20 protein-coding genes are annotated in these 21,454 nt (G+C 33.2%); 7 read left to right on the forward strand and 13 right to left on the reverse strand.

All coding sequences use genetic code 11. From position 1 onward, the window contains the following. Position 1: 1 nt before the first annotated feature. The 5 genes from ACFQ1Q_RS08135 to ACFQ1Q_RS08155 all read right to left on the reverse strand — a co-directional run bounded on the left by ACFQ1Q_RS08135 (position 2) and on the right by ACFQ1Q_RS08155 (position 3,859). A complete protein-coding gene (locus ACFQ1Q_RS08135) occupies positions 2-205 on the reverse strand; it encodes a membrane or secreted protein (protein ID WP_386129771.1) in 204 nt (67 codons plus the stop codon). 97 nt (positions 206-302) lie between these two features. Continuing rightward, the gene (locus tag ACFQ1Q_RS08140; RefSeq protein ID WP_386129773.1) at positions 303-1,076 is read right to left on the reverse strand and encodes an RNA polymerase subunit sigma-70; all 774 of its coding nucleotides are present in this window, start codon (positions 1,074-1,076) and stop codon (positions 303-305) included. 10 nt (positions 1,077-1,086) lie between these two features. Beyond that, on the reverse strand, positions 1,087-1,617 hold the full coding sequence (locus ACFQ1Q_RS08145; RefSeq protein ID WP_386129775.1) for an RNA polymerase sigma factor: 531 nt from the start codon (positions 1,615-1,617) through the stop codon (positions 1,087-1,089). 37 nt (positions 1,618-1,654) lie between these two features. Then, positions 1,655-2,668: a UDP-N-acetylmuramate dehydrogenase gene (murB, locus tag ACFQ1Q_RS08150; protein WP_386129777.1), complete on the reverse strand. Its 1,014-nt coding sequence runs from the start codon at positions 2,666-2,668 to the stop codon at positions 1,655-1,657. Continuing rightward, positions 2,669-3,859: a pyridoxal phosphate-dependent aminotransferase gene (locus ACFQ1Q_RS08155; protein ID WP_386129779.1), complete on the reverse strand. Its 1,191-nt coding sequence runs from the start codon at positions 3,857-3,859 to the stop codon at positions 2,669-2,671. 168 nt (positions 3,860-4,027) lie between these two features. On the opposite strand from ACFQ1Q_RS08155, the gene ACFQ1Q_RS08160 reads away from it, so the two are divergent. Then, positions 4,028-5,314 carry a retropepsin-like aspartic protease gene (locus tag ACFQ1Q_RS08160; protein ID WP_386129780.1) on the forward strand — a complete coding sequence of 429 codons (1,287 nt, stop codon included), beginning with the start codon at positions 4,028-4,030 and terminating at the stop codon, positions 5,312-5,314. Positions 5,315-5,330: 16 nt separating this feature from the next. Here ACFQ1Q_RS08160 and ACFQ1Q_RS08165 read toward each other — a convergent pair whose 3' ends face one another. Continuing rightward, entirely contained in the window at positions 5,331-5,756 is a 426-nt protein-coding gene (locus ACFQ1Q_RS08165; protein WP_386129782.1) for a DUF1573 domain-containing protein, read from the reverse strand. Positions 5,757-5,939: 183 nt separating this feature from the next. On the opposite strand from ACFQ1Q_RS08165, the gene ACFQ1Q_RS08170 reads away from it, so the two are divergent. The 3 genes from ACFQ1Q_RS08170 to ACFQ1Q_RS08180 all read left to right on the forward strand — a co-directional run bounded on the left by ACFQ1Q_RS08170 (position 5,940) and on the right by ACFQ1Q_RS08180 (position 11,094). After that, positions 5,940-8,570, forward strand: a complete 2,631-nt coding sequence (locus ACFQ1Q_RS08170) for a valine--tRNA ligase (protein WP_386129784.1) — start codon at positions 5,940-5,942, stop codon at positions 8,568-8,570. A gap of 173 nt (positions 8,571-8,743) precedes the next feature. Then, positions 8,744-10,180, forward strand: coding sequence for an NADP-dependent isocitrate dehydrogenase (locus ACFQ1Q_RS08175; RefSeq protein ID WP_386129786.1), 1,437 nt, complete (start codon positions 8,744-8,746; stop codon positions 10,178-10,180). Between the two features lie 224 nt (positions 10,181-10,404). After that, on the forward strand, positions 10,405-11,094 hold the full coding sequence (locus tag ACFQ1Q_RS08180) for a hypothetical protein (protein ID WP_386129788.1): 690 nt from the start codon (positions 10,405-10,407) through the stop codon (positions 11,092-11,094). A gap of 58 nt (positions 11,095-11,152) precedes the next feature. On the opposite strand, the gene rodA is transcribed toward ACFQ1Q_RS08180, so the two are convergent. The 6 genes from rodA to purH form a co-directional block, all read right to left on the reverse strand. Then, complete coding sequence (rodA, locus tag ACFQ1Q_RS08185; protein WP_386129790.1) at positions 11,153-12,433, reverse strand: rod shape-determining protein RodA; 1,281 nt, start codon at positions 12,431-12,433, stop codon at positions 11,153-11,155. Beyond that, the gene (gene mrdA, locus ACFQ1Q_RS08190) at positions 12,430-14,361 is read right to left on the reverse strand and encodes a penicillin-binding protein 2 (RefSeq protein ID WP_386129792.1); all 1,932 of its coding nucleotides are present in this window, start codon (positions 14,359-14,361) and stop codon (positions 12,430-12,432) included. The genes rodA and mrdA overlap by 4 nt, the downstream gene beginning before the upstream one ends. Then, positions 14,358-14,861 (reverse strand): rod shape-determining protein MreD, encoded by a 504-nt coding sequence (locus ACFQ1Q_RS08195; protein ID WP_386129794.1) that lies wholly within the window; start codon positions 14,859-14,861, stop codon positions 14,358-14,360. Before ACFQ1Q_RS08195 ends, mrdA begins: the two co-directional genes overlap by 4 nt. Further along, the gene (gene mreC / locus ACFQ1Q_RS08200; protein WP_386129796.1) at positions 14,851-15,627 is read right to left on the reverse strand and encodes a rod shape-determining protein MreC; all 777 of its coding nucleotides are present in this window, start codon (positions 15,625-15,627) and stop codon (positions 14,851-14,853) included. The genes ACFQ1Q_RS08195 and mreC overlap by 11 nt, the downstream gene beginning before the upstream one ends. 54 nt (positions 15,628-15,681) lie before the next feature. Further along, the gene (locus ACFQ1Q_RS08205; protein WP_386129798.1) at positions 15,682-16,710 is read right to left on the reverse strand and encodes a rod shape-determining protein; all 1,029 of its coding nucleotides are present in this window, start codon (positions 16,708-16,710) and stop codon (positions 15,682-15,684) included. Positions 16,711-16,880: 170 nt separating this feature from the next. Further along, positions 16,881-18,410 carry a bifunctional phosphoribosylaminoimidazolecarboxamide formyltransferase/IMP cyclohydrolase gene (gene purH / locus ACFQ1Q_RS08210; RefSeq protein WP_386129800.1) on the reverse strand — a complete coding sequence of 510 codons (1,530 nt, stop codon included), beginning with the start codon at positions 18,408-18,410 and terminating at the stop codon, positions 16,881-16,883. 144 nt (positions 18,411-18,554) lie between these two features. On the opposite strand from purH, the gene ACFQ1Q_RS08215 reads away from it, so the two are divergent. Then, a complete protein-coding gene (locus tag ACFQ1Q_RS08215) occupies positions 18,555-19,805 on the forward strand; it encodes an ABC transporter permease (RefSeq protein WP_386129802.1) in 1,251 nt (416 codons plus the stop codon). A 111-nt stretch (positions 19,806-19,916) separates the two neighbouring features. On the opposite strand, the gene ACFQ1Q_RS08220 is transcribed toward ACFQ1Q_RS08215, so the two are convergent. Further along, complete coding sequence (locus ACFQ1Q_RS08220) at positions 19,917-20,375, reverse strand: GAF domain-containing protein (RefSeq protein WP_386129804.1); 459 nt, start codon at positions 20,373-20,375, stop codon at positions 19,917-19,919. A gap of 93 nt (positions 20,376-20,468) precedes the next feature. Between ACFQ1Q_RS08220 and xrtF the strand changes: the two genes are divergently transcribed. Both xrtF and ACFQ1Q_RS08230 read left to right on the forward strand, forming a co-directional pair. Beyond that, the gene (xrtF, locus tag ACFQ1Q_RS08225) at positions 20,469-21,023 is read left to right on the forward strand and encodes an exosortase family protein XrtF (RefSeq protein WP_386129806.1); all 555 of its coding nucleotides are present in this window, start codon (positions 20,469-20,471) and stop codon (positions 21,021-21,023) included. After that, positions 21,016-21,444: an exosortase F system-associated membrane protein gene (locus tag ACFQ1Q_RS08230; protein ID WP_386129808.1), complete on the forward strand. Its 429-nt coding sequence runs from the start codon at positions 21,016-21,018 to the stop codon at positions 21,442-21,444. Before xrtF ends, ACFQ1Q_RS08230 begins: the two co-directional genes overlap by 8 nt. Positions 21,445-21,454 lie beyond the last annotated feature (10 nt).

Here is a 21,454-nt window from a genome sequence, read left to right on the forward strand (position 1 = left end):
ACTATGAATGTTGCGGCTCAGAGCAGCTATCGAATTGGTCTGGTGATTTTCCGCAAAAGCCACAAGCTTCACCTTCTCTATTAAGCATTGGATTTTGACTGGCACACGTGCCTGCAAATTCGCCATCCTTTTTTGCCCATAATTTAATGGCTATTCCGGCAACGGCTAATAATAAAAGTCCTAAAACGATAAGAAATAATTTCATAATACTATGGTGAAATTTATTTCTGCAAAGATAAGATTTTAAAACAAAAAAATCCGCTTAGTTTTAATAAGCGGATTAATGTTATAAAAATTAGAATTTATTTCTTTTTTAATGAAATTTCAGCGACCTCCGTAAATTTGTTATTTGCGTTCTCACTTTTGTCCTCGATAACAATATTAAGCGCAACTGCTTCTTCCATATATGGAATTGGTTTTAACTCACGTTGATAATCTTCTAAATAACCCAAGCTAACCATGCGGTCTTCTAGTTCTGCTCTAAGTTGATATTGCTGATTTTCTGACAATTTTGGTAATGATACCACATCAATCATCGATGTTTTTTCAATAGGATTTATGTATGCTACTGTTTTAAGGTTTCTATCACCTTCTAATAAATATTTTTGAGCGTCAGGATCATTTAATTTTTGAAGTTGTATAGCCAATGCATCTAACTTTGAGTTGTTATTTTGAATATCATCTCTCAGGTCAAAAATTTCATCGACTACTACATTGTTTTCGCTATTAAGCGCTTTATTTTCTTGATATAGGAAAACGCTCCACATGCCAAAAGCAACGGCTGCAACACTTGCAGCTATGCTATACCAAGGTGTTTTTTGCCTTGGCATAACAATAACTTTGGATTCTTCTCTTGTATCAAGTAAGATTTTGTTTAAAACACCTAAAGGTGCTTCGACAGCATTTGCTTTTGCTACAATCTCTAAATTAGTCTGAAGTTTATCGTAAGCTTCTGCAATTTCAGGATTGTTATCAATTTTATTTTCGACCTCTAAATTTTCAGCTATAGAAGTATCGCCTACCAAATAACGCTCTAGTAAGCCCGAATCTAAAAATGATTTAATATTTTCTTTCATAACATTTTAATTAAAAATCGTAAACTTTTTTTAGCTCTCTTAAGCCTATTTTTAGTCTAGATTTTACTGTTCCTAGCGGTATGTCTAACTCGTCACTAGCTTCTTGTTGGGTCATACCTTCAAAAAATAAGGCATTGAGTACAATTTGATATTTTTTTTCTAGCCTAGCCACGTGTTCTTTAATGTCTATGACATCTTGGTTTAACTTTGTTCCAGGCAATATATATACGTTAGATTTATCAATTTGGACTTCTTTATGAAATCTATTATTAAAACTTCTTAGTTTATCTATGGCAGTGTTTCTGGCAATACGAAAAAGCCATGTAAATAGTTTGGCTTTAGACTCATCGTATTTATGAGCATTTTTCCAAACTTTTATAAATGTTTCTTGCAAAGCGTCTTCTGCAATTTCTTCATTTCTTGTAACTTTGAGAATAGCACCGTATAAACTATCCGAATAGTTTTCGTATAACAAATTCAGCGCGTAATTGTCTTTTCGCTGAAGAAGTTTTATAATACGTTGCTCTATATTTTGGCTCAAATTAAGTTTAGTTTAGGATGTTAGGTTTCACCTAAAATTAAATAATATTTACTTCGGTCTCTATTTTTATATTGAAAATTCGTTCAACAGTTGTTTGTATAAGTTGCGCTAAAGCGAATATTTCTTTGCCTAAAGCGTTTCCATAATTAACGAGAACTAAGGCTTGTTTATTATGGACACCATAGTCTCCAAAACGTTTGCCTTTAAAACCTGCGGTTTCAATTAACCATCCGGCAGGTACTTTTATTTCGGTATCTGAAACCACATAATGCGGTGCGTCTGGAAAATCTTTTTGCAAAATTTTAAAGTCTGAAGCAGAAATTACGGGATTTTTAAAAAAACTTCCGCTGTTGCCGATTTCTTTTGGGTCCGGTAATTTGCTTTGTCTTATCGCAATGACCGCATCAGAAATGTCTTTTATAGTCGGATTGTTAACTTCAAAACTTTCAAGCTGATTCTTTATGGCTCCGTAATCTAAACTAAGCTTATGATTGCGTTTGGTGAGTTTTAAATTTACGCTTGTTATGATATATTTTCCTTTTAAGTCTTGTTTGAAAACCGATTCTCTGTAACCGAAATTACAATCCATTTTACTGAAGATTTTTTCTTCTTGGGTTGCAATATTTATCGCTTTACACGAATGAAAAACATCTTTTAATTCCACACCATATGCACCAATATTTTGAATAGGAGCAGTGCCTGTATTACCTGGAATTAAGGATAGATTTTCTACACCTCCATAATTATTATCAATACAATAAATTACAAAATCATGCCAATTTTCTCCTGCTTTAGCTTCAAGAATGACATAGTTTTCATTTTCTTCAACTATAGAAATACCTTTTAGATTGAGATGAAGTACAAGGGCATTAATATCTTTGGTAAGTAACATGTTACTTCCGCCACCAAGAAAAAAGAGTGGTTCTAAAGCATAAGATTTTAAAACGTTTTTCAAGTCTTTAACACTGGTGATATTTGCATAGCTTTTTGCAATGGCATCAATACCAAAAGTGTTGTAAGGCTTTAGTGAAACGTTTTTTTGAATCATCATTTAATCTTTGTAAACTTTAAGAGCTTCGGCAATAATATTTACTGCTTTTTTTAGGCTTTCTTCTTTAAGTACGTATGCAATCCTTATTTGGTTTAGACCTACATCTGGAGACGAATAAAAACCAGCTGCAGGTGCTACCATAACGGTCTCATTTTCAAAATTAAACGACTCTAAAAGCCACTGTGCAAATTTATCAGAATTTTTTACTGGAAGCTCAGCAATACAATAAAATGCACCATTTGGTTTGGCAACTTTGACACCTTCAATTTTTTCTAATTCGGTAATTAAAGTATCTCGTCTATCAACGTATTCTTCTATTACTTCTTTAAAGTAAGAATCTGGTGTGTTTAAAGCTGCTTCACTTGCAATTTGGGCCAAAGTTGGCGGACTCAATCGTGCTTGCGCATATTTTAATGCTGTTTGAATAAACTCCTTGTTTTTTGAAACTAAATAACCAATTCTAGCGCCGCACATGCTATAGCGTTTAGAAACCGAATCTATAATTATGGCATGTTCTTTTAATTTTTCTTCTTGCAATATTGAATAGTGCGAAATACCATCGTAAACAAATTCGCGATATACTTCGTCTGCTATTAAAAACAAATCATGCTTTACAACTAAATCTGCAAGTTGTCTAATTTCTTCTTTTGAATAAAGATAACCCGTAGGATTGCCAGGATTGCAAATTAAAATTGCCTTAGTCTTTGATGTAATTAATTTTTCAAATTCTTCAATTGGAGGTAATGCAAAATTATCTTCAATTTTTGAAATTACAGGAACAACATTAACACCTGATGCAATTGAAAACCCATTGTAGTTTGCATAAAATGGCTCTGGAATAATAATTTCGTCATCTTTATCCATTATACTTCCAAAGGCAAACAACAAGGCTTCACTTCCGCCAGTAGTAACAATAATGTCGTCATGAGTGACATTAATATCGTTTTTAGCGTAATAGGCGGCAATTTTTTTACGATAATCTTCAGAACCTTCAGACCTTGTGTATGCTAAAATATCTAAAGAGTGAACCTTAACAGCGTCTAAAGCTACTTGAGGCGTTTTTATATCTGGCTGACCAATATTGAGATAGTATACAGTTTTTCCTTCTTTTTCGGCTTGAGTAGCATATGGTACCAATTTTCGTATTGGTGATGATGGCATTTTTGTACCTTTTTCAGAAATTTTAGGCATAGCAGTTTTTAGTTTTGTTTCTTAAAGTTTATTAAAAAATACATAACAAAATTAATGTTTTACTAGTAGAATTGTATTTTTAATTTAATGAATATTTATAAGACTTTTTTATTACTCATTTTTTGTTTTTGTTTAAACGTTTGTTGCTTTGGACAAGGCTCTTTTAATATGTCTAAAAACAAAAGTTCTAAAATAAAATTTCAATTGATTAATAACATTATTGTAATGCCTGTGCAATTAAATGGTGTGGAATTATCTTTTGTTTTAGATACTGGAGTCAGTAAACCAATTTTATTTAACATTGCAAATTTAGATTCGTTGCAAATTAAGAATACTCAACGCTCATTTTTAAGAGGATTAGGTAAAGATGGAGTTATTAGTGCCATAAAATCAAAAGGAAATATTTTAAGGATAGGCGAAGCAATTGCCGTAAACAAAGAAATTTCAATGGTTTTTGACCCAAGTATTAATTTTACACCCCGACTTGGCGTACCAGTACATGGCATTATAGGATATGATATTTTTAAAGATTTTGTAGTCGAAATAAATTATAATAATAAGTTTATTAAACTCTATAAACCAGATAACTTTAAATTGAAAACGAGCAAAAGTAGACGCTTGATTCCAATAGAAATTATTAATAAAAAACCATACTTGGATGCTTTGGTGACAACAGATGGCAAAGAGACGTCTGTGAAACTTTTAATGGATACAGGAAGCAGTGATGCGCTTTGGTTATTTGAAAAGAGTAAATTTAATATTACCGTTCCTACTCAATTCTATTTTGAAGACTTTTTAGGTAAAGGTCTTAGTGGACCTGTTTATGGAAAACGCTCAAAAATAGATACGTTTGTTTTGACTGGTTTTGAATTAGAGAACGTAAATGTGGCTTATCCGGATTCAAGTTATCTAGCGTTTGCAAGAAGAAATACAAAACGAAATGGAAGTATTTCAGGTAATCTTTTAAAACGCTTTAATTGGTTTTTGGATTATAAAAACAATAGAGCTTGGTTAAAAAAGAATTCTGCTTTTAAATCTAATTTTTACTATAATAATAGTGGTATTGTATTGGAGCAATTAGGTTTTAGAGTAGCAAAACAATTACAGAAAACTGTACGTAAAGATGGTTATGGTAGAAAAGTTGAAGGTAGTGTAGGATTAGATTTAATAGACAAATACAAATTTGTTTTAAAACCTAATTTTCAAGTTGTTGAGCTTAGAGAAAACTCTAATGCCAAAGCAGCAGGTATAAAAATTGATGATGTTGTCATTGCAATAAATGGAAAAGAGACAAGTGACTTAACATTACAACAAGTCAACCAATTTTTTTACGACAAAAAAGGTACTGTTTTAAGATTGCGAGTTGACCGAAATGGTCAACTTCTTTATTTTAAATTTCAACTTGATGATGTATTTAAAAAAAAGAGCCTTCAAACTGAAGACTCTTCTAATTAATATATAATTATAACTTTTACTGTTCTACAGTACTTTTTCCTTGTTTATCTAAAACGCTAGTTTTACTCGGGTCAACAACCAAACCTTTGATTTTTAAGGCTACTGTTGGTGTTTCAGCATTAGATATTACAGTAATAGTCTTTCTAATTGGGTTAACACGATTTGTATCGTACTTAACTTCAATCTCTCCAGTTTCTCCTGGCATAATTGGTCCTTTTGGTTTTTTTGGTACTGTACATCCACAAGTAGATTTTACACTAGATATAATTAAAGGTGCATCACCTGTATTTGTAAATTCAAATGTACGTACGCCATTAGATCCTTTTTCAATAGTTCCATAATCTATAACATCAGTTTTAAATTCAATTTTGGCTACTTTTTCTTGAGCATTAAGCCCTAAACTCATTACGCCAATAAATAAAATTGTAATTAACTTTTTCATCGCTTTATCGTTTTAATAATCATTTCAAAATTAGATACTTTTTAACTCCTATCAAAATTATTACGTTGTAATGCAATCTATTTAACAAAATTTCAGAATTTTAGTGACATTATCTTCGCATTAATTTCTAAAAAAAAGAAATATAAGTACTTTTGTCAGTTATTACCAAAAACGATACCAAAAATGGAAATCCCATCAAAATATAGTGCTTCGAGTGTAGAATCTAAATGGTACGACTACTGGATGAAAAATAATTATTTTCATTCAACACCAGATGAGCGTGAGCCATACACCATCGTAATTCCGCCACCAAATGTAACTGGTGTTTTACACATGGGACATATGCTTAATAATACCATACAGGATGTGTTGATTCGTCGCGCACGATTGTTGGGCAAAAACGCATGTTGGGTTCCAGGTACAGATCATGCGTCTATTGCTACAGAAGCAAAAGTGGTAGCGCGTTTAAAGGAACAAGGCATTAATAAAAATGACTTAACTAGAGAAGAGTTTCTAAAACATGCTTGGGATTGGACCAACGAATATGGTGGCGTTATTTTAGAACAACTTAAAAAACTTGGATGCTCTTGCGATTGGGACAGAACTAAGTTTACATTAGACGATGATATGTCCGAGGCTGTAATCAAAGTTTTTGTTGATTTATATAATAAGGGAATGATTTATCGCGGTTACCGAATGGTAAATTGGGATCCAGAAGCAAAAACTACATTGTCAGATGAAGAAGTTGAATATGTTGAAAAACAAGGGAAACTTTACCATATAAATTATAAAATTGAAGATTCTGATGAGGTGTTAACAATAGCTACAACGCGTCCAGAAACTTTATTGGGTGATACTGCAATTTGTATAAATCCTAACGACGAAAGACATACGCATCTAAAAGGAAAGCGCGCGATTGTACCTATTAACAATCGAGTTATTCCAATAATTGAAGATGAATATGTTGATTTAGAATTTGGTACCGGTTGTCTTAAAGTGACACCAGCTCATGACGAAAATGATAAGGCTTTAGGAGAAAAACATAATCTTGAAGTTATTGATATTTTTAATGAAGATGCCACTTTAAATTCTTTTGGATTACACTACGAAGGCAAAGACCGTTTTGTGGTTCGTAAGGAAATTGTAAAAGAATTAGAATCTCTTGGAGCCATTGTAAAAATTGAAGACCACACAAATCGTGTTGGTATTTCAGAACGCACAAAAGCTATTATCGAGCCAAGACTTTCAGACCAATGGTTTTTAAAAATGAAAGATTTGGCAAAACCTGCAATTGAAGCAGTTTTAGAATCTGAAGAGGTAAAGCTCTATCCAAAACGTTTCAACAATACCTATCGTCATTGGATGGAAAATATCCGCGATTGGAATATTTCTCGCCAATTACGTTGGGGACAACAAATTCCTGCCTTCTATTATGGCGATGGAAAAGAAGATTTCGTAGTAGCCGAAAATATTGATGCTGCTTTAGAATTAGCCAAGCAAAAGACAAACAATGATGCTTTAACTAATGCTGATTTACGTCAAGACGAAGATGCATTGGATACCTGGTTTAGCTCATGGTTATGGCCAATTAGTGTTTTTGATGGTATTAGAAATCCTGATAATGAGGAAATCAATTATTATTATCCGACTAACGATTTAGTAACTGGTCCAGATATTTTGTTTTTCTGGGTGGCACGTATGATTGTTGCTGGATATGAGTTTAAAGGTGAACGTCCATTTAAAAATGTGTATTTAACAGGTTTGGTTCGCGACAAGCAACGTCGTAAAATGTCCAAATCATTAGGAAATTCGCCTGATGCCTTAAAACTCATTGAAGATTACGGCGCAGATGGCGTACGTGTTGGTTTACTTTTAAGCGCAGCAGCAGGAAATGATTTAATGTTCGATGAAGAATTATGCGGACAAGGAAAATCATTTGCCAATAAAATTTGGAATGCATTTCGTCTTGTAAAAGGTTGGGAAGTTGCAGATATTGAGCAGCCAGAATCATCAAGAATTGCGATTGATTGGTACAAATCGAGATTTCAAAATACATTAAAAGAAACTGAAGATAACTACAGTAAATTTAGATTATCTGATGTGTTAATGGCTAATTATAAACTGGTTTGGGACGATTTCTGCTCATGGTTATTAGAAATGATTAAGCCTGCATACCAAGCGCCAATAGATAGAGTAACTTTTGATGCAGTTATTGAATTATTTGAAGATAATTTAAAAATTTTGCATCCGTTTATGCCATTTTTAACAGAAGAAATTTGGCAATTTATGGCCGAAAGAACTCCTGAGGAAGCTTTAATTATTTCAAAATATCCTGAAAGAAAAGCAATAGATTCAAAATTAATTGAAGATTTTGAACTGGTCAAAGAAGCGGTTTCAGGCATTAGAACCATCAGAAAAGAAAAAAACATCGCCTTTAAGGATGCTATAGAACTTTCTGTAATTAATAACGAAGGTTTAGATGCGTCTTACAACAGCGTTATTGCCAAAATGGGTAATATCTCAAACCTTGAAACTGTAACTGAACCTTTAGAAGGTGCACTGACGTTCAGAGTAAGGTCTAACGAATATTTTATTCCGATGGCTGGAGCAATTAATGTTGAAGACGAAATTAATAAGCTAACGGAAGAATTAAATTATACCCAAGGTTTCTTAAAATCAGTTCAGAAAAAATTATCTAACGAGCGTTTTGTAAACAATGCACCAGAACAAGTTGTTGCTTCAGAAAAGAAAAAAGAAGCAGACGCTTTAGCAAAAATTGAAACGATTGAAGCGAGTTTAAAGTCGTTGCAGTAACATTTTTTCTCCATATAAGAATTTGTTAAAAGCACCATTGTTATAATGGTGTTTTTTTTTATGTTTAATTTTATTCATAATATTTACTTATGATATATATAAAAAACATATATGAAAATATATGAATATTTATTTTCAATTTTGCAGCATCAAATTTTAAATCTAAAGAAACTATGGTTAAAATCACACTTGCAAAAGGAGACGGTATTGGTCCAGAAATTATGGACGCAACACTAAATATTTTAAGCGCTGCTGGAGCAGATATTACTTTTGAAGAAATAGAAGTTGGCGAAAAAATGTATCTCAACGGACAAACTACTGGTATCTCAGATGATGCTTGGGAAACTATTAGAACTAATAAAATTATGTTTAAAGCGCCAATAACAACTCCTCAAGGTGGCGGTTACAAAAGTTTAAACGTAACAATGCGTAAAACACTTGGTCTGTATTCAAATATACGTCCATGCACGAGTATGCATCCTTTTGTTAAGACGAAACATCCAGAAATGGACGTTGTAATAATTAGAGAAAACGAAGAAGATTTATATGCAGGTATAGAGCATCAGCAAACCGATGAGGTTGTACAGTGTCTAAAATTAATAAGTCGTCCTGGTTGCGAAAAAATTATTACTTATGCCTTCGAATATGCTAAAAGAAACAATCGTAAAAAAGTAACTTGTTTTACAAAAGACAATATTATGAAGCAAACAGATGGTTTGTTTCACGAAATTTTTAATGAGGTGTCACTACGTTACCCTGAAATTGAAACAGAGCATTGGATTGTTGATATTGGAGCGGCACTTTTAGCAGATTCACCAGAAAAATTCGATGTTATTGTAATGCCAAATCTTTATGGAGACGTTATGTCAGATATTGCGGCGCAAATTGCTGGTTCAGTTGGTTTAGGTGGTTCGGCAAATATTGGTCAAGAATGTGCTATGTTTGAGGCCATTCATGGTTCGGCACCAGATATTGCAGGTAAGAATATTGCAAACCCTTCAGGATTAATTAATGCGTCAGTAATGATGCTTAATCACATAGGTCAAAACAAAGTGGCAGAAAAAATTCATAATGCTTGGTTACGCACAATTGAAGACGGAGTTCATACAACTGATATTTACGATTCAGTAATGAGTACTAAAAAAGTTGGTACAAAAGAGTTTGCCGAAGCTGTAATTGCCAATTTAGGCAATAGTCCAAAACAATTACCTTCTGTAACTTATAATAACAGTTCACCATTAATTTTGCCTAAATACCAGCGCAAACCTGCCAAAGATAAAGCAATTGTCGGTGTTGATGTATTCGTAGATTGGCATGGTGAGGATGCAAATGCATTAGCCAAAATACTTGAGAATTTAAATAACGATGAGCTTGAATTAGTTCTAATCACTAACCGTGGTATAAAGGTTTGGCCACAAGGTTTTAAAGAAACATTTTGTACAGACCATTGGAGATGTAGGTATGCATTAAAAGATGGCAAAACTATGAACAAATCTAGGATTATTGATATTATGCAAGCTGCAATGGCAAATAATATAGATATTATTAAAACTGAAAATTTATACACTTTCGACGGAAAAAGGGGCTATTCTTTAGGCCAGGGTCAATAGTTTAAGGTTAAGTATAAAGTATTAAAAGCCTCGTTTTTTGAGGCTTTTTTCGTGTTAAATAATTTTTGATTTTAGAATCATTAACATAAAATTTCTAAAATGGTTAAAGTTTATGAGGTGTTTGTTAAACTTGGAGTTGAACTTTAAGAGGACTTTAAAGTTAATCATTCGGTTTCTGTCTTCTGTTAAATTTATCTTTGTAATAAACCAAAATGAAACCAATTATGAAAACGATTAAAATTATATCAAGTTTACTTATTGCAGGTGTTGTAATGACATCATGTAATGATAAAGTAAATAATGAAGATACTGCAAAATTAAACGTTTCTGATAACACAGAAATTAAATTAACCAATGAATCTGGACAGTTAGAAGAAAAGCGTCAAATGGAAGTTATGACCAAAGAGTACGCCATGAAAGATGGTAGCGAAATTTCATATACATATACTGAAGATGGTGTAACCTCACTAAGAGATTGGGACGCTTATAACATTATGAGTTATGAAATGGGCGAAATTGAAAACGCAAATTTCAAAACAACTAATAAGAGAATTACAAACCTTTATGGAACAGTAATGAGCTTGGGTGAAACCATTCCAGCTTGGTTAAAGACTGAAGAAGTGATGGAAGATATTACAGATATTCAGAAAGAATATAAAGAATATCTTGAAGAAAAGAATGCTTCTGCAAACGAACGTCAAGAAAACTTAGAAGAATTAAATGAACAGTTTGCTGATTTAAGAGAAGAGTTAAACGAGACGATAGATGAATACTTAAAAATTAATCAAGAAGCTATTGCCAAATTCAATAAGAAATTGGAAAAAGGCAAACTAGATAAAGCCATTGAAAAGTTCAATAATAAAATGGACGAAAAAGAAAAGATTGCTGATTACGAAGAAAAAAATAATAAATAACAGCATTGATTTTTAGAGGAAAAAAGGTTGAACGAAAGTTCAGCCTTTTTTTTTTAAATTACCACTCATTTATACGATTACTATCTAATTTTATAAAAATAAAGAGTAAAATAGTAAACGACATTAATCCAGAACCGCCGTAACTAAAAAAGGGTAACGGAATACCAACGGTTGGGATTAATCCCATGACCATACCAATATTTATGGTAAAATGCACAAAGAAAATAGACGCCACACCATAACCGTAAACACGGCTAAATTGCGATTTCTGCCTTTCGGCCATGATGAGAATTCTTATAATTAAAAAAACAAACAGAATCACGGTTATGGACGCACCTAAAAAGCCCCATTCTTCACCTACGGTACTAAAAATATAATCGGTGTCTTGTTCTGGTACAAACTTTCCTGTAGTACGTGTACCTTCCATAAATCCCTTTCCTGAAAATCGCCCTGCAGCTATAGCTTCTTCAGATTGGATGAGATTGTAAGCTTCTGCTTTTTTCATGCGCTCCAATTTTACTGGGTCTTTTTCCAATCGTAACCAAAGGCTAATTCTATTTTGCTGATGAGGTTTTAGAATATTATTGTAAAACAACTTAACACCAACAGCAAACACAGAACAAACAATTAGTACCGCGATACTTTGTAATACTGAAATTTTTATTTTTCGGTTAAAAAAATAAAGTCCTAAAACCACAATTAAAGCGGCTAAAACGGCAATTAATATTCCAAATTTTAAAGACAAAACTGCTAAAATTATGGCAGAAAAGGCAATTAGCATATACACTTGTTGTAAACCTTCTCGATAAAAAACAAAGAAAAAGGAGGCATAAACTAAAGTACTGCCAGCATCATTTTGAAGTAGAATTAAAAACGCAGGTAATAAAATTATAGCAACTGCTTTAAGCTGATCTTTGAGAGTCTTTAAATTCGTCTGAATGTCACTAATATATTTTGCAACAGCTAGCGCTGTTGCAAATTTGGCAAATTCACTTGGCTGAATCGTCATGCTGCCAACAGCATACCACGACCGTGCACCATTAATATCTTTTCCGAAAATAAATAGTCCCACGAGTGAAACCATAGCACCGATGTAAATAAGACTCGCAAAGCGCTCATAAAATTTGGCATCTACAGAAAGCGTGAGAATAATAAGAACCAAAGAAAGACTTATGAAAACCAACTGTTTTCCATAAGATTGGCTCATGTCAAAATAACTTGTAATTTCTCCTGAATGCGAAGCAGACATTATGTTTACATAGCCAAATGCAATTAATAATAAATAGACAATTATGGTTGCCCAATCAAATCCAAATCGTCTTTGATTTTCTCTAATCATTTACTATCAATTTTCGCTTTTAGCATATTAAGTCTTTCAAATTCTTCATCAGAGATTGGTTCCAGAGTTGTTTGTCTATTTATGCCAAAAGGTTCACCAGAAAATGGCTTTTCGTATTCGTGCTCTAAGGAATAACGAAGAACAAAACGCTCTAAATCCGTTCTTGTAATTTCGTTTTTTAGATATTTTTCTATCATTAGACTTGCCATTTTTCCGGCAAATCTGCTACCGAAATAACCATTTTCAATAAATACGGCAATAGCAATTTTAGGGTTGTCTTTTGGTGCAAATGCTACAAAAATAGAATGGTCTGTCAATTGTGTTTTTTTGCCATCTATAATTGCAAAATTTTCTGCAGTTCCTGTTTTTCCACAGATTTCAATACCAGATATTTGTACCATTTTTGCTGTTCCTTTATTGTAGACGTCGTACATGCCTTGGACGACAGGTTCAAAATGTTTTTTATCAATTGTGGTGTAATTTGGTGTTAAGTATTTTGATGGTATGCTGTCGTTTTCGATTTCTTTTATAATGTGTGGCGTAAAATAGTATCCACGATTACCTATAGCGGCAGCCATATTTGCTAACTGAATTGGTGTTGCTAAAACTTCACCTTGACCAATTGCGTTTGAAAGTGTAAATGTTGGGTACCATTTTCCTTTTCCATGAGCGCGATTGTAGGTGTCGGCATCTGGGATTTTTCCAGGTTGACCTACAGATAAATCATTTCCTAAATAATTTCCAAGCCCAAAACTTTGCACATGATTGCTCCAAACATCCATAGACTTTGCAGGCGAATCATACTTATTCATGATTTTGAGATAGACATTTGCAAAATATGCATTACAAGATTCGTAAATGCCTAAATTCATGTTCGCAGGACTGCGATGGGCATGGCAACCCATTTTACGATTTCCGTAATTAAAACCCATGCTACATCTAAAGGTGTCGTTAGTATCTACAACACCTTCTTGCAGGCCAATAAGAGCATTAACGGTCTTAAACGGTGATCCTGGCGGATACATGGCTTGTAAGCTTCGGTCAAATAAAGGCTGAGCTAAACTATCATTATAAAGCTTAGTAAAATTTTTAGAACGATTTCGTCCAACTAATAAATTTGGGTTGTAAGTTGGTCCAGAAACCATAGCTAAGATTTCGCCACTACTTGGTTCAATTGCAATGATTCCGCCACGCTTGTTGGTCATTAGTAACTCGCCATATTCTTGTAGTTTAGAGTCAATTGTGATGGTAATATCTTTGCCGGGTTTGGCGATTGTGTCTCGTGCTCCACCTTCAAACTTGCCTATGTCTCTATTAAATCTATCTTTTTGAATAAATTTTACACCTTTGACACCTCGCAAAATATCCTCATAGGTTTTTTCAACGCCTTGTTTGCCAATTAAATCGCCTTTGGCATAATACGGATTTTTGTTTATGGTGGCTTGGCTCACCTCGCCAATATCGCCTAAAACATTGGCGCCAATGGTTTTTCTGTACGTTCTTATAGAACGTCTTTGAATATAAAACCCGTCATATTTTCGCATCTTTTCTTGTAACTTCGCATAGTCTTCTTTGGCTAAGTTTGAAACAAACACATATGGCAATCTTGGCGAATAATTTTTTGCTTTGTTGTATGTTTTTATAAAATCTTCCTTAGTAATTTTTAGTAATGCGCAAAACTCAAGTGTATCTAATGGCTCCACTTCTCTGGGAATAACCATCACATCGTAAGAAGGTTGGTTAGCCACAAGCAATTCTCCATTTCTATCATAAACATAACCACGTTTTGGATAGGTGAATTCCTTCCGAATTGCAGTGTCATTCAACGGATTATAAGCTTGAGAGTCATAAATCTGAAGATAATACAAACGACTTAAGAAGGTAAGTCCGACAATTATGACTAAAGATAAAAGTAGCAGTTTTCTCATTTTCGAGTTTTAAATAATAAGATGAGTAAAAAGCTCAAGATTATTGTGAAAATACTAGAAAATAACGTCTTTTTTAATATGAGAAGTATCTGTGAAATGTTAAAAATTTCGAGATTAAATACAGCAAAATGATGAAAAAGTATCGCTGTGGAAATATAAGTTATTAGAGCTCCTATTTCAGAATTACCAAATTTTAAAGTTTGGTGGTCATACAACGTACCATAGGCATTTTTTAGAAATACAGGTCTTGCAAATGCCAATAAAACTGATGAAGCTGCATGAACGCCACCAGAATCTAAAAACATATCTACCAATAATCCTAAATTAAACGCCAATAGTAGAAACAACATTCTATTTGTCTTTACTGGATAAATGAGAATAAAAATGATATAGATAAACGGATTAACGTAACCAAACAGATTAATATTACTGCATATAGTTACCTGTGCTATTAGCAATACAACAAAGCGGACGATATTAAGGGTGACTTTATTGTTCATTACTTTGAGCTTCGAGCTGTTCTAATTCCTTTTTATCCTTGTTTATAATAATATAGACGTGTTCTAACGTGGTCATGTTATTAAACAAATCCACGTTAATAACATAAGTATCTCCGCCAACATCAGTTGTAAAATCTTTAATAGTTCCTATATTAATATCTTTTGGGAAAATGGCCGATTTTCCTCCAGTAACAATAGTATCTCCTACAGAAATTTTGGCAAATTTTGAAACATCTTCGAGCTGGACAACGTATGGCGATTTGGTATTCCAAGTTAACGAGCCACTTTGATTGGAGCGTTTAAGCTTCGCGTTTATTCGGCTATTTTTACTTAAAATTGAAAGAACAGTTGCATATTTCTTTGAAGTGTTATCAACGATGCCAACTATACCTTTTGAAGTAATAACACCAAAATCTTGAGCTACGCTATCTCGTTTTCCACGATTTATAGTTAAGTGATTGTTTGGAAGATTGTAACTGTTTTTAAATACTTCAGCTGAAATCACTTCAAAACGTTTATCGATTAAAGTAGAATCGATTTTAGTTTTTGAAATTGATGCTGAATTAAACAACGCTTCGCGAAGTTTCTGGTTTTCTTCAACCAAAATTTCGTTTTGTGTTTTTAAATTGAAATATTGACCAATACCATTAACAGTTCCGTAAACGCCTCCAGTGACACTATTAGCGGAATTTATAAATTTACTTTTATGATAAGAATGGGATTGTATCGTGAGGGATAATGCAATACCAAAAAGTAATAAAAACAATAGAAATGTTTTGTTTCTTATTACAAAATTGAAAATTTGCTGCATTATTTAGCTCTATTTAATCAATACACTTTTGTATTTTGCTAAGTTTTTTAAAGTAATTCCTGTACCACGAACAACCGCTCTTAATGGGTCTTCGGCAATATAAACTGGTAAGTCCGTTTTTTGAGATAATCGCTTATCCAAGCCACGTAACATTGAGCCACCACCAGCTAAATAAATACCAGTGTTGTAAATATCTGCTGCCAACTCTGGAGGCGTTTGCGATAACGTTTCCATTACGGAGTCTTCGATACGTAAAATAGATTTATCTAAAGCTTTTGCTATTTCTCGATACGAGATTTGTACTTGCTTTGGCTTTCCTGTTAACAAATCACGACCCTGAACGCTCATGTCTTCTGGTGGTAAATCTAAATCTTCGGTAGCTGCACCGATTTCAATTTTAATTTTTTCAGCAGTGCGGTCACCAACGTAAAGGTTGTGCTGCGTTCTCATGTAATAGATGATGTCATTGGTAAATACATCACCAGCAACTTTTACAGATTTGTCACAAACAATTCCGCCTAAAGCAATCACGGCAATTTCTGTTGTTCCACCACCAATATCCACAATCATGTTTCCTTTTGGTTGCATAATATCAACACCAATACCAATTGCAGCAGCCATTGGTTCATGTATTAGATACACTTCTTTGCCATTAACACGCTCACAAGATTCTTTTACCGCTCGCATTTCTACTTCAGTAATTCCAGAAGGAATACAAACGACCATTCTCAACGATGGGTTGAACAATTTCTTTTTTAACGCAGGAATATTTTTAATAAACAGATTAATCATTTGCTCAGACGCATCAAAATCAGCAATTACACCATCTTTTAACGGTCTAATGGTTTTAATGTTTTCATGCGTTTTACCTTGCATCATGTTGGCTTCTTTACCAACGGCAATTATTTTACCAGATATTCGGTCTCTGGCAACAATCGATGGACTGTCTACAACAACTTTGTCATTGTGAATAATTAATGTGTTAGCGGTACCTAAATCGATAGCTATTTCTTCTGTTAGGAAGTCAAAAAATCCCATGCGTAATTTTAAGGTTTTGGGGTAAGTATTCTATTTGTTTTTTGCTTAGTCGTAAATGTAAATAAATAATACGTTATTTCTTTGTATCTAGACGTTTTAAAAGCAAAAAAAATCACAGATAATTTTATACTTAAAGTTATCTGTGAAATTTCGTACAAATTTTAACAATTTTAGTGTTTAAAATGTCTTGTACCTGTAAATACCATCGCTACGTCATTAGCATTGCAATAATCAATACTTAATTGGTCTTTTATTGAGCCGCCTGGTTGTATTACAGCTTTAATTCCAGCTTTGTCTGCAATCTCTACACAATCTGGAAATGGAAAAAACGCATCACTTGCCATAACTGCGCCCTCTAAATCAAAATTGAAAGATTGTGCCTTGTGTATCGCTTGGTTTAAGGCATCAACACGACTCGTCTGTCCGGTTCCGCTTGCACACAGTTGCTTATTTTTAGCCAAAACAATTGTATTAGATTTGGTGTGTTTGCAAATTTTTGAAGCAAAAATTAAATCTTCAATTTGAGATAAAGAAGGTTCCTTTTGGGTCGCTGCTTTAAGTTCGCCAGCCATATCTGTTTTACTGTCTCGGTCTTGCACTAAAATTCCGTTTAGGCATGTTCTAACAGTTGTATTTGGTAATTCAATATCATTGAGAATAAGAAGAATTCTATTTTTCTTTCCTTTTAAAACTTCTGAAGCTTCATCCGAAAAAGAAGGTGCAATGACAACCTCACAAAATAGTTTGTGTATTTCTTCTGCAGTTTCTTTATCAATCTCGGTGTTGGTAATTAAAATACCACCAAATGCCGAAACTGGGTCACCAGCCAGCGCATCGATATAAGCTTTGTAAACACTTTCGCGTTGCGCAAAACCACAGGCGTTATTATGTTTTAAAATGGCAAAAGTTGGTGCTTCATCTTTAAATTCTAAGATTAAATTTACAGCAGCATCAACATCTAAAAGATTGTTATAACTTAATTCTTTACCGTGAAGTTTGGTAAACATGGCATCAAAATCACCATAGAAATACCCTTTTTGATGTGGGTTTTCACCATATCGAAGTGTTTTGCCATTAGTTTCAGAAATTTTTAAAGCTGAAATAGATTCATCTTGATTAAAATAATTAAAAATTGCACTGTCATAATGCGACGAAACATTGAAGGCTTTCGCAGCGAATTCTTTTCTGTCTTCTTCAGAAGTTACTCCGTTTTTAGAGTTTAGTAAATCTAAAAATTCAGCGTAATCATCAACAGAAGACACACAAGTGACATCGGCATAATTTTTTGCTGCTGCTCTGATTAAAGAAATACCACCGATATCAATTTTTTCAATAATATCTTGATTGCTTGCGCCTGAAGCCACAGTTTTTTCAAATGGGTATAAATCGACGATTACGACATCAATCTGCGGAATGTCAAATTCTTTCAGTTCAGCTACATCACCATCATGATTTTGACGATTTAAAATACCTCCAAAAATCTTTGGATGCAGTGTTTTTACTCGACCACCGAGTATTGATGGATATGAGGTAACATCCTCTACGGGTACCACATTAATACCTAAATCTTTGATAAATTTTTCAGTGCCGCCAGTAGAATATATGGTTACGCCTAAATCGTTTAATTTGTTTACAATTGGTTCTAAACCATCTTTACTAAATACAGAAATTAGTGCCGATGAAATGGTTTTGTTGCTCATGGTGTTGTGTTGTGATTTTTAAAGGCATAAAAATAGTCATAACCACAAAATTAGAAGAGCGAAAAAAAGACTTTGTTTAAGTTTTTTGTAACATTAAATTGTTGACAACGTCTTATATTTACAATTGTAGAAAATCAACAACCAATGTTAGTATACCTAAGATTATTTAAGGAGAGTTTTTCCTTTGCTATCAATGCTTTGCGTAATAATAAACTCCGAACTTTCTTATCACTTTTAGGTGTTACTGTCGGTATTTTTTCTATCATCGCTGTGCTTGCAGCTGTTGATTCCTTAGATAGAAATATAAAAGACAGTCTTTCTGGTCTCGATAAAAATACCATTTACCTTACTAAATTTTCATTTGGTCCAACACAAGTGCCACGATGGAAACGTGACCGTTATCCTCAAGTAGATTACGATGACTTTGAATTTGTACGACGAAATGTAAACGGTATTGAAGCTTCAGCTTATGTTATTTTTGGTGGAAGCGAAACTATTAGATACCAAGCCGAAACATTAACTAATATCAATGTAACACCGATTTCTAATGGCATTTATGTCATTGACGACTTAAAAATGGGTCAAGGCCGCTTTTATTCTGAATTAGAATCTGAAACAGGCGCACCAGTTATTGTATTGGGTTACGAATTGGCAACTAACCTTTTTAAAGATGCCAATCCGCTAGGTAAACAAATTCGTGTATTTGGCCGAAAATTAACCGTTATTGGAGTGCTTGAAAAATATGGTGCGGCACTTGGTGATTCACCAGATACAAAAGCATTTGTACCAGCAAATTTTGTTAGACGTTTCAGAAACGGAGGTTCTGATGGATTGCCAGGAGCAGTTGTAATAAAACCAAAAGCTGATATAGATATTGGAGCTTTTGAAAGTCAACTAAAACAAAAATTTAGAAGATATAGAGGTTTAAAAGCAGATGAAGAAGATGATTTTTTTGTAAATAAATTGGCAGGCTTGGTAAGTTTTGTTGACGGAATTATAAGCGTAATGAATGGTATTGGTTGGCTTATTAGTGGTTTTTCATTACTTGTTGGCGGTTTTGGTATAGCTAATATTATGTTTGTAAGTGTAAAAGAACGCACCAATCTAATAGGAATACAAAAATCTCTAGGTGCCAAAAATCGATTTATATTATTTCAGTTTTTGTTTGAAGCTGTAATTTTAGCTGTAGTTGGTGGTTTGGTAGGTCTTGGTTTGGTTTATATTCTAACCTTAATTGCTTCGAGTTTTTCTGGTGATTTTGAATTTGTATTGTCTCCAGGGAATATGTTTTTAGGCTTTTCGCTTTCAACGTTGATTGGACTTATATCTGGTGTGCTTCCAGCAATCAGAGCATCTCGATTAGACCCAGTTGAAGCAATCCGAACTGGAATGTAGACTTATAAATCATTTAAATAGAAATAAATTCTTATAAAAAAATAAAATTCCAAAGGCTGATATTTATAAAACGTTTGCCTTTGGAATTTTTAGTTTTGATAACAAGTTTTTTTACGAGAGAATTTTAGCAACTTGCTTACAAACAAACTCTAAAAAGCGTTCATCAGCTTCAGTAAATGGGTCAGCCGTGTTAGAGTCGATGTCTATTTGCCCGATATTTTCATTGTTTACAAAAATAGGAACCACAATTTCGGCCTTTACCGTAATACTACATGCAATATAATTGTCTTGCGCATTAACATCTGGAACCACAAAGTTTTTATTACTAACAGCAACTTGTCCACAAATACCTTTTCCAAACGGAATGATGGTGTGGTCTGTTGGCTCGCCAACATAAGGGCCGAGTTTTAATTCGTTTTTATCGCCATTTTTAAAATAAAAACCAACCCAATTATAATAATCGATATGTTTTTCTAAAAGCTCGCAAACTTTTAAAAGCTTTTCATCTTTAGATAAAGAATCTTTAGCTATAATGTTTTTTATTTCTGGTTTTAAATCTGTAAAAGTCATTTTCAATTAAAATTTTGGTAAAAATATCTAAATTGTACTAGTTCTATATTTCAAATTCGATAAATTTAACAGCACAATAACATAAGTCACTCCTTGCGCGCATTACTTACAAAATACAAATTGGTTATTCGGTTTATTTTCACTTTTGTGTTGGTTTACGGTGTGTTATCTATTGCTTATAAATTATACTTAGATTTTTCTGAAGGTTCTAAATATTATCCAGACTATTTAACCAACTTGGTTGGTAAACAAACAGAAACCGTTTTATCTTCATTTGGTTACAGAACTAGTATTGTTCCACATTATGATGAACCGTCATTAATGGTGTTTGTTGACCAAAAATATATTGCTAGAATTATTGAAGGTTGCAACGGTATGAGCGTTATTATTTTATTTATCGCTTTTGTAGTTTCATTCAGAGATACGTTTAAACGCACACTATTATTTTTATTGGCAGGTAGCGTTTTAATTTATGCTGTAAATCTTATAAGAATTGTGTTATTAACCATTGGTCTGCGTCATTATCCTTGGCGAAGCGACATTATGCACGAGGTTATTTTTCCATTAGCCATTTACGGTATGGTATTTTTGCTATGGATGTTTTGGGTGCGTCATTTTTCTATTCAAAATAAAACAGCAAATGTCTAAAACAGTTTCTTATTTGGTAGCAGCTATTTGTGTATTGTTGCTTGTTTTGGTTAGAGCTTTTGAGGATGTACTATTTTATGACCCATATTTGCAATTTTTTGAAAATGATTATCTCTACATCGATAGTCCGCGTCGCGAAATTGCCAAATTAGTTTTCTTTACATCCTTAAGATTTCTTATTAATACTTTATTGTCTTTAGCTATAATTTATTGTATATTTAAGGACAAACAGATGGTAAAATTTTCGCTAATCATTTACGGTTTTGCTTACATCTGTTTTTTAATTCCATTTTTGTATTTTGTAATTAATCCAAGACAAGAAGATTATTATTTGTTCTTTAACGTGCGCCGATTTTTAATTCAACCTTTAATTTTAATCCTTTTATTACCAGCATTATACTATTATAAATTAAAACGTTAAGTGCATCTTA

It is taken from the genome of Winogradskyella litorisediminis (assembly GCF_042675765.1).
In the GTDB taxonomy this organism is placed as follows: domain Bacteria; phylum Bacteroidota; class Bacteroidia; order Flavobacteriales; family Flavobacteriaceae; genus Winogradskyella; species Winogradskyella litorisediminis.

Coding starts and splice junctions, on each gene's coding strand:
- ACFQ1Q_RS08135 (WP_386129771.1), bottom strand. CDS start 205: ATGAAATTATTTCTTATCGTTTTAGGACTTTTATTATTAGCCGTTGCC.
- ACFQ1Q_RS08230 (WP_386129808.1), top strand. CDS start 21,016: ATGTCTAAAACAGTTTCTTATTTGGTAGCAGCTATTTGTGTATTGTTG.
- ACFQ1Q_RS08205 (WP_386129798.1), bottom strand. CDS start 16,710: ATGGGATTTTTTGACTTCCTAACAGAAGAAATAGCTATCGATTTAGGT.
- ACFQ1Q_RS08155 (WP_386129779.1), bottom strand. CDS start 3,859: ATGCCTAAAATTTCTGAAAAAGGTACAAAAATGCCATCATCACCAATA.
- murB (WP_386129777.1), bottom strand. CDS start 2,668: ATGATGATTCAAAAAAACGTTTCACTAAAGCCTTACAACACTTTTGGT.
- ACFQ1Q_RS08160 (WP_386129780.1), top strand. CDS start 4,028: ATGTCTAAAAACAAAAGTTCTAAAATAAAATTTCAATTGATTAATAAC.
- ACFQ1Q_RS08180 (WP_386129788.1), top strand. CDS start 10,405: ATGAAAACGATTAAAATTATATCAAGTTTACTTATTGCAGGTGTTGTA.
- purH (WP_386129800.1), bottom strand. CDS start 18,410: ATGAGCAACAAAACCATTTCATCGGCACTAATTTCTGTATTTAGTAAA.
- ACFQ1Q_RS08195 (WP_386129794.1), bottom strand. CDS start 14,861: ATGAACAATAAAGTCACCCTTAATATCGTCCGCTTTGTTGTATTGCTA.
- ACFQ1Q_RS08165 (WP_386129782.1), bottom strand. CDS start 5,756: ATGAAAAAGTTAATTACAATTTTATTTATTGGCGTAATGAGTTTAGGG.
- mrdA (WP_386129792.1), bottom strand. CDS start 14,361: ATGAGAAAACTGCTACTTTTATCTTTAGTCATAATTGTCGGACTTACC.
- ACFQ1Q_RS08175 (WP_386129786.1), top strand. CDS start 8,744: ATGGTTAAAATCACACTTGCAAAAGGAGACGGTATTGGTCCAGAAATT.
- ACFQ1Q_RS08220 (WP_386129804.1), bottom strand. CDS start 20,375: ATGACTTTTACAGATTTAAAACCAGAAATAAAAAACATTATAGCTAAA.
- ACFQ1Q_RS08215 (WP_386129802.1), top strand. CDS start 18,555: ATGTTAGTATACCTAAGATTATTTAAGGAGAGTTTTTCCTTTGCTATC.
- ACFQ1Q_RS08140 (WP_386129773.1), bottom strand. CDS start 1,076: ATGAAAGAAAATATTAAATCATTTTTAGATTCGGGCTTACTAGAGCGT.
- rodA (WP_386129790.1), bottom strand. CDS start 12,433: ATGATTAGAGAAAATCAAAGACGATTTGGATTTGATTGGGCAACCATA.
- ACFQ1Q_RS08170 (WP_386129784.1), top strand. CDS start 5,940: ATGGAAATCCCATCAAAATATAGTGCTTCGAGTGTAGAATCTAAATGG.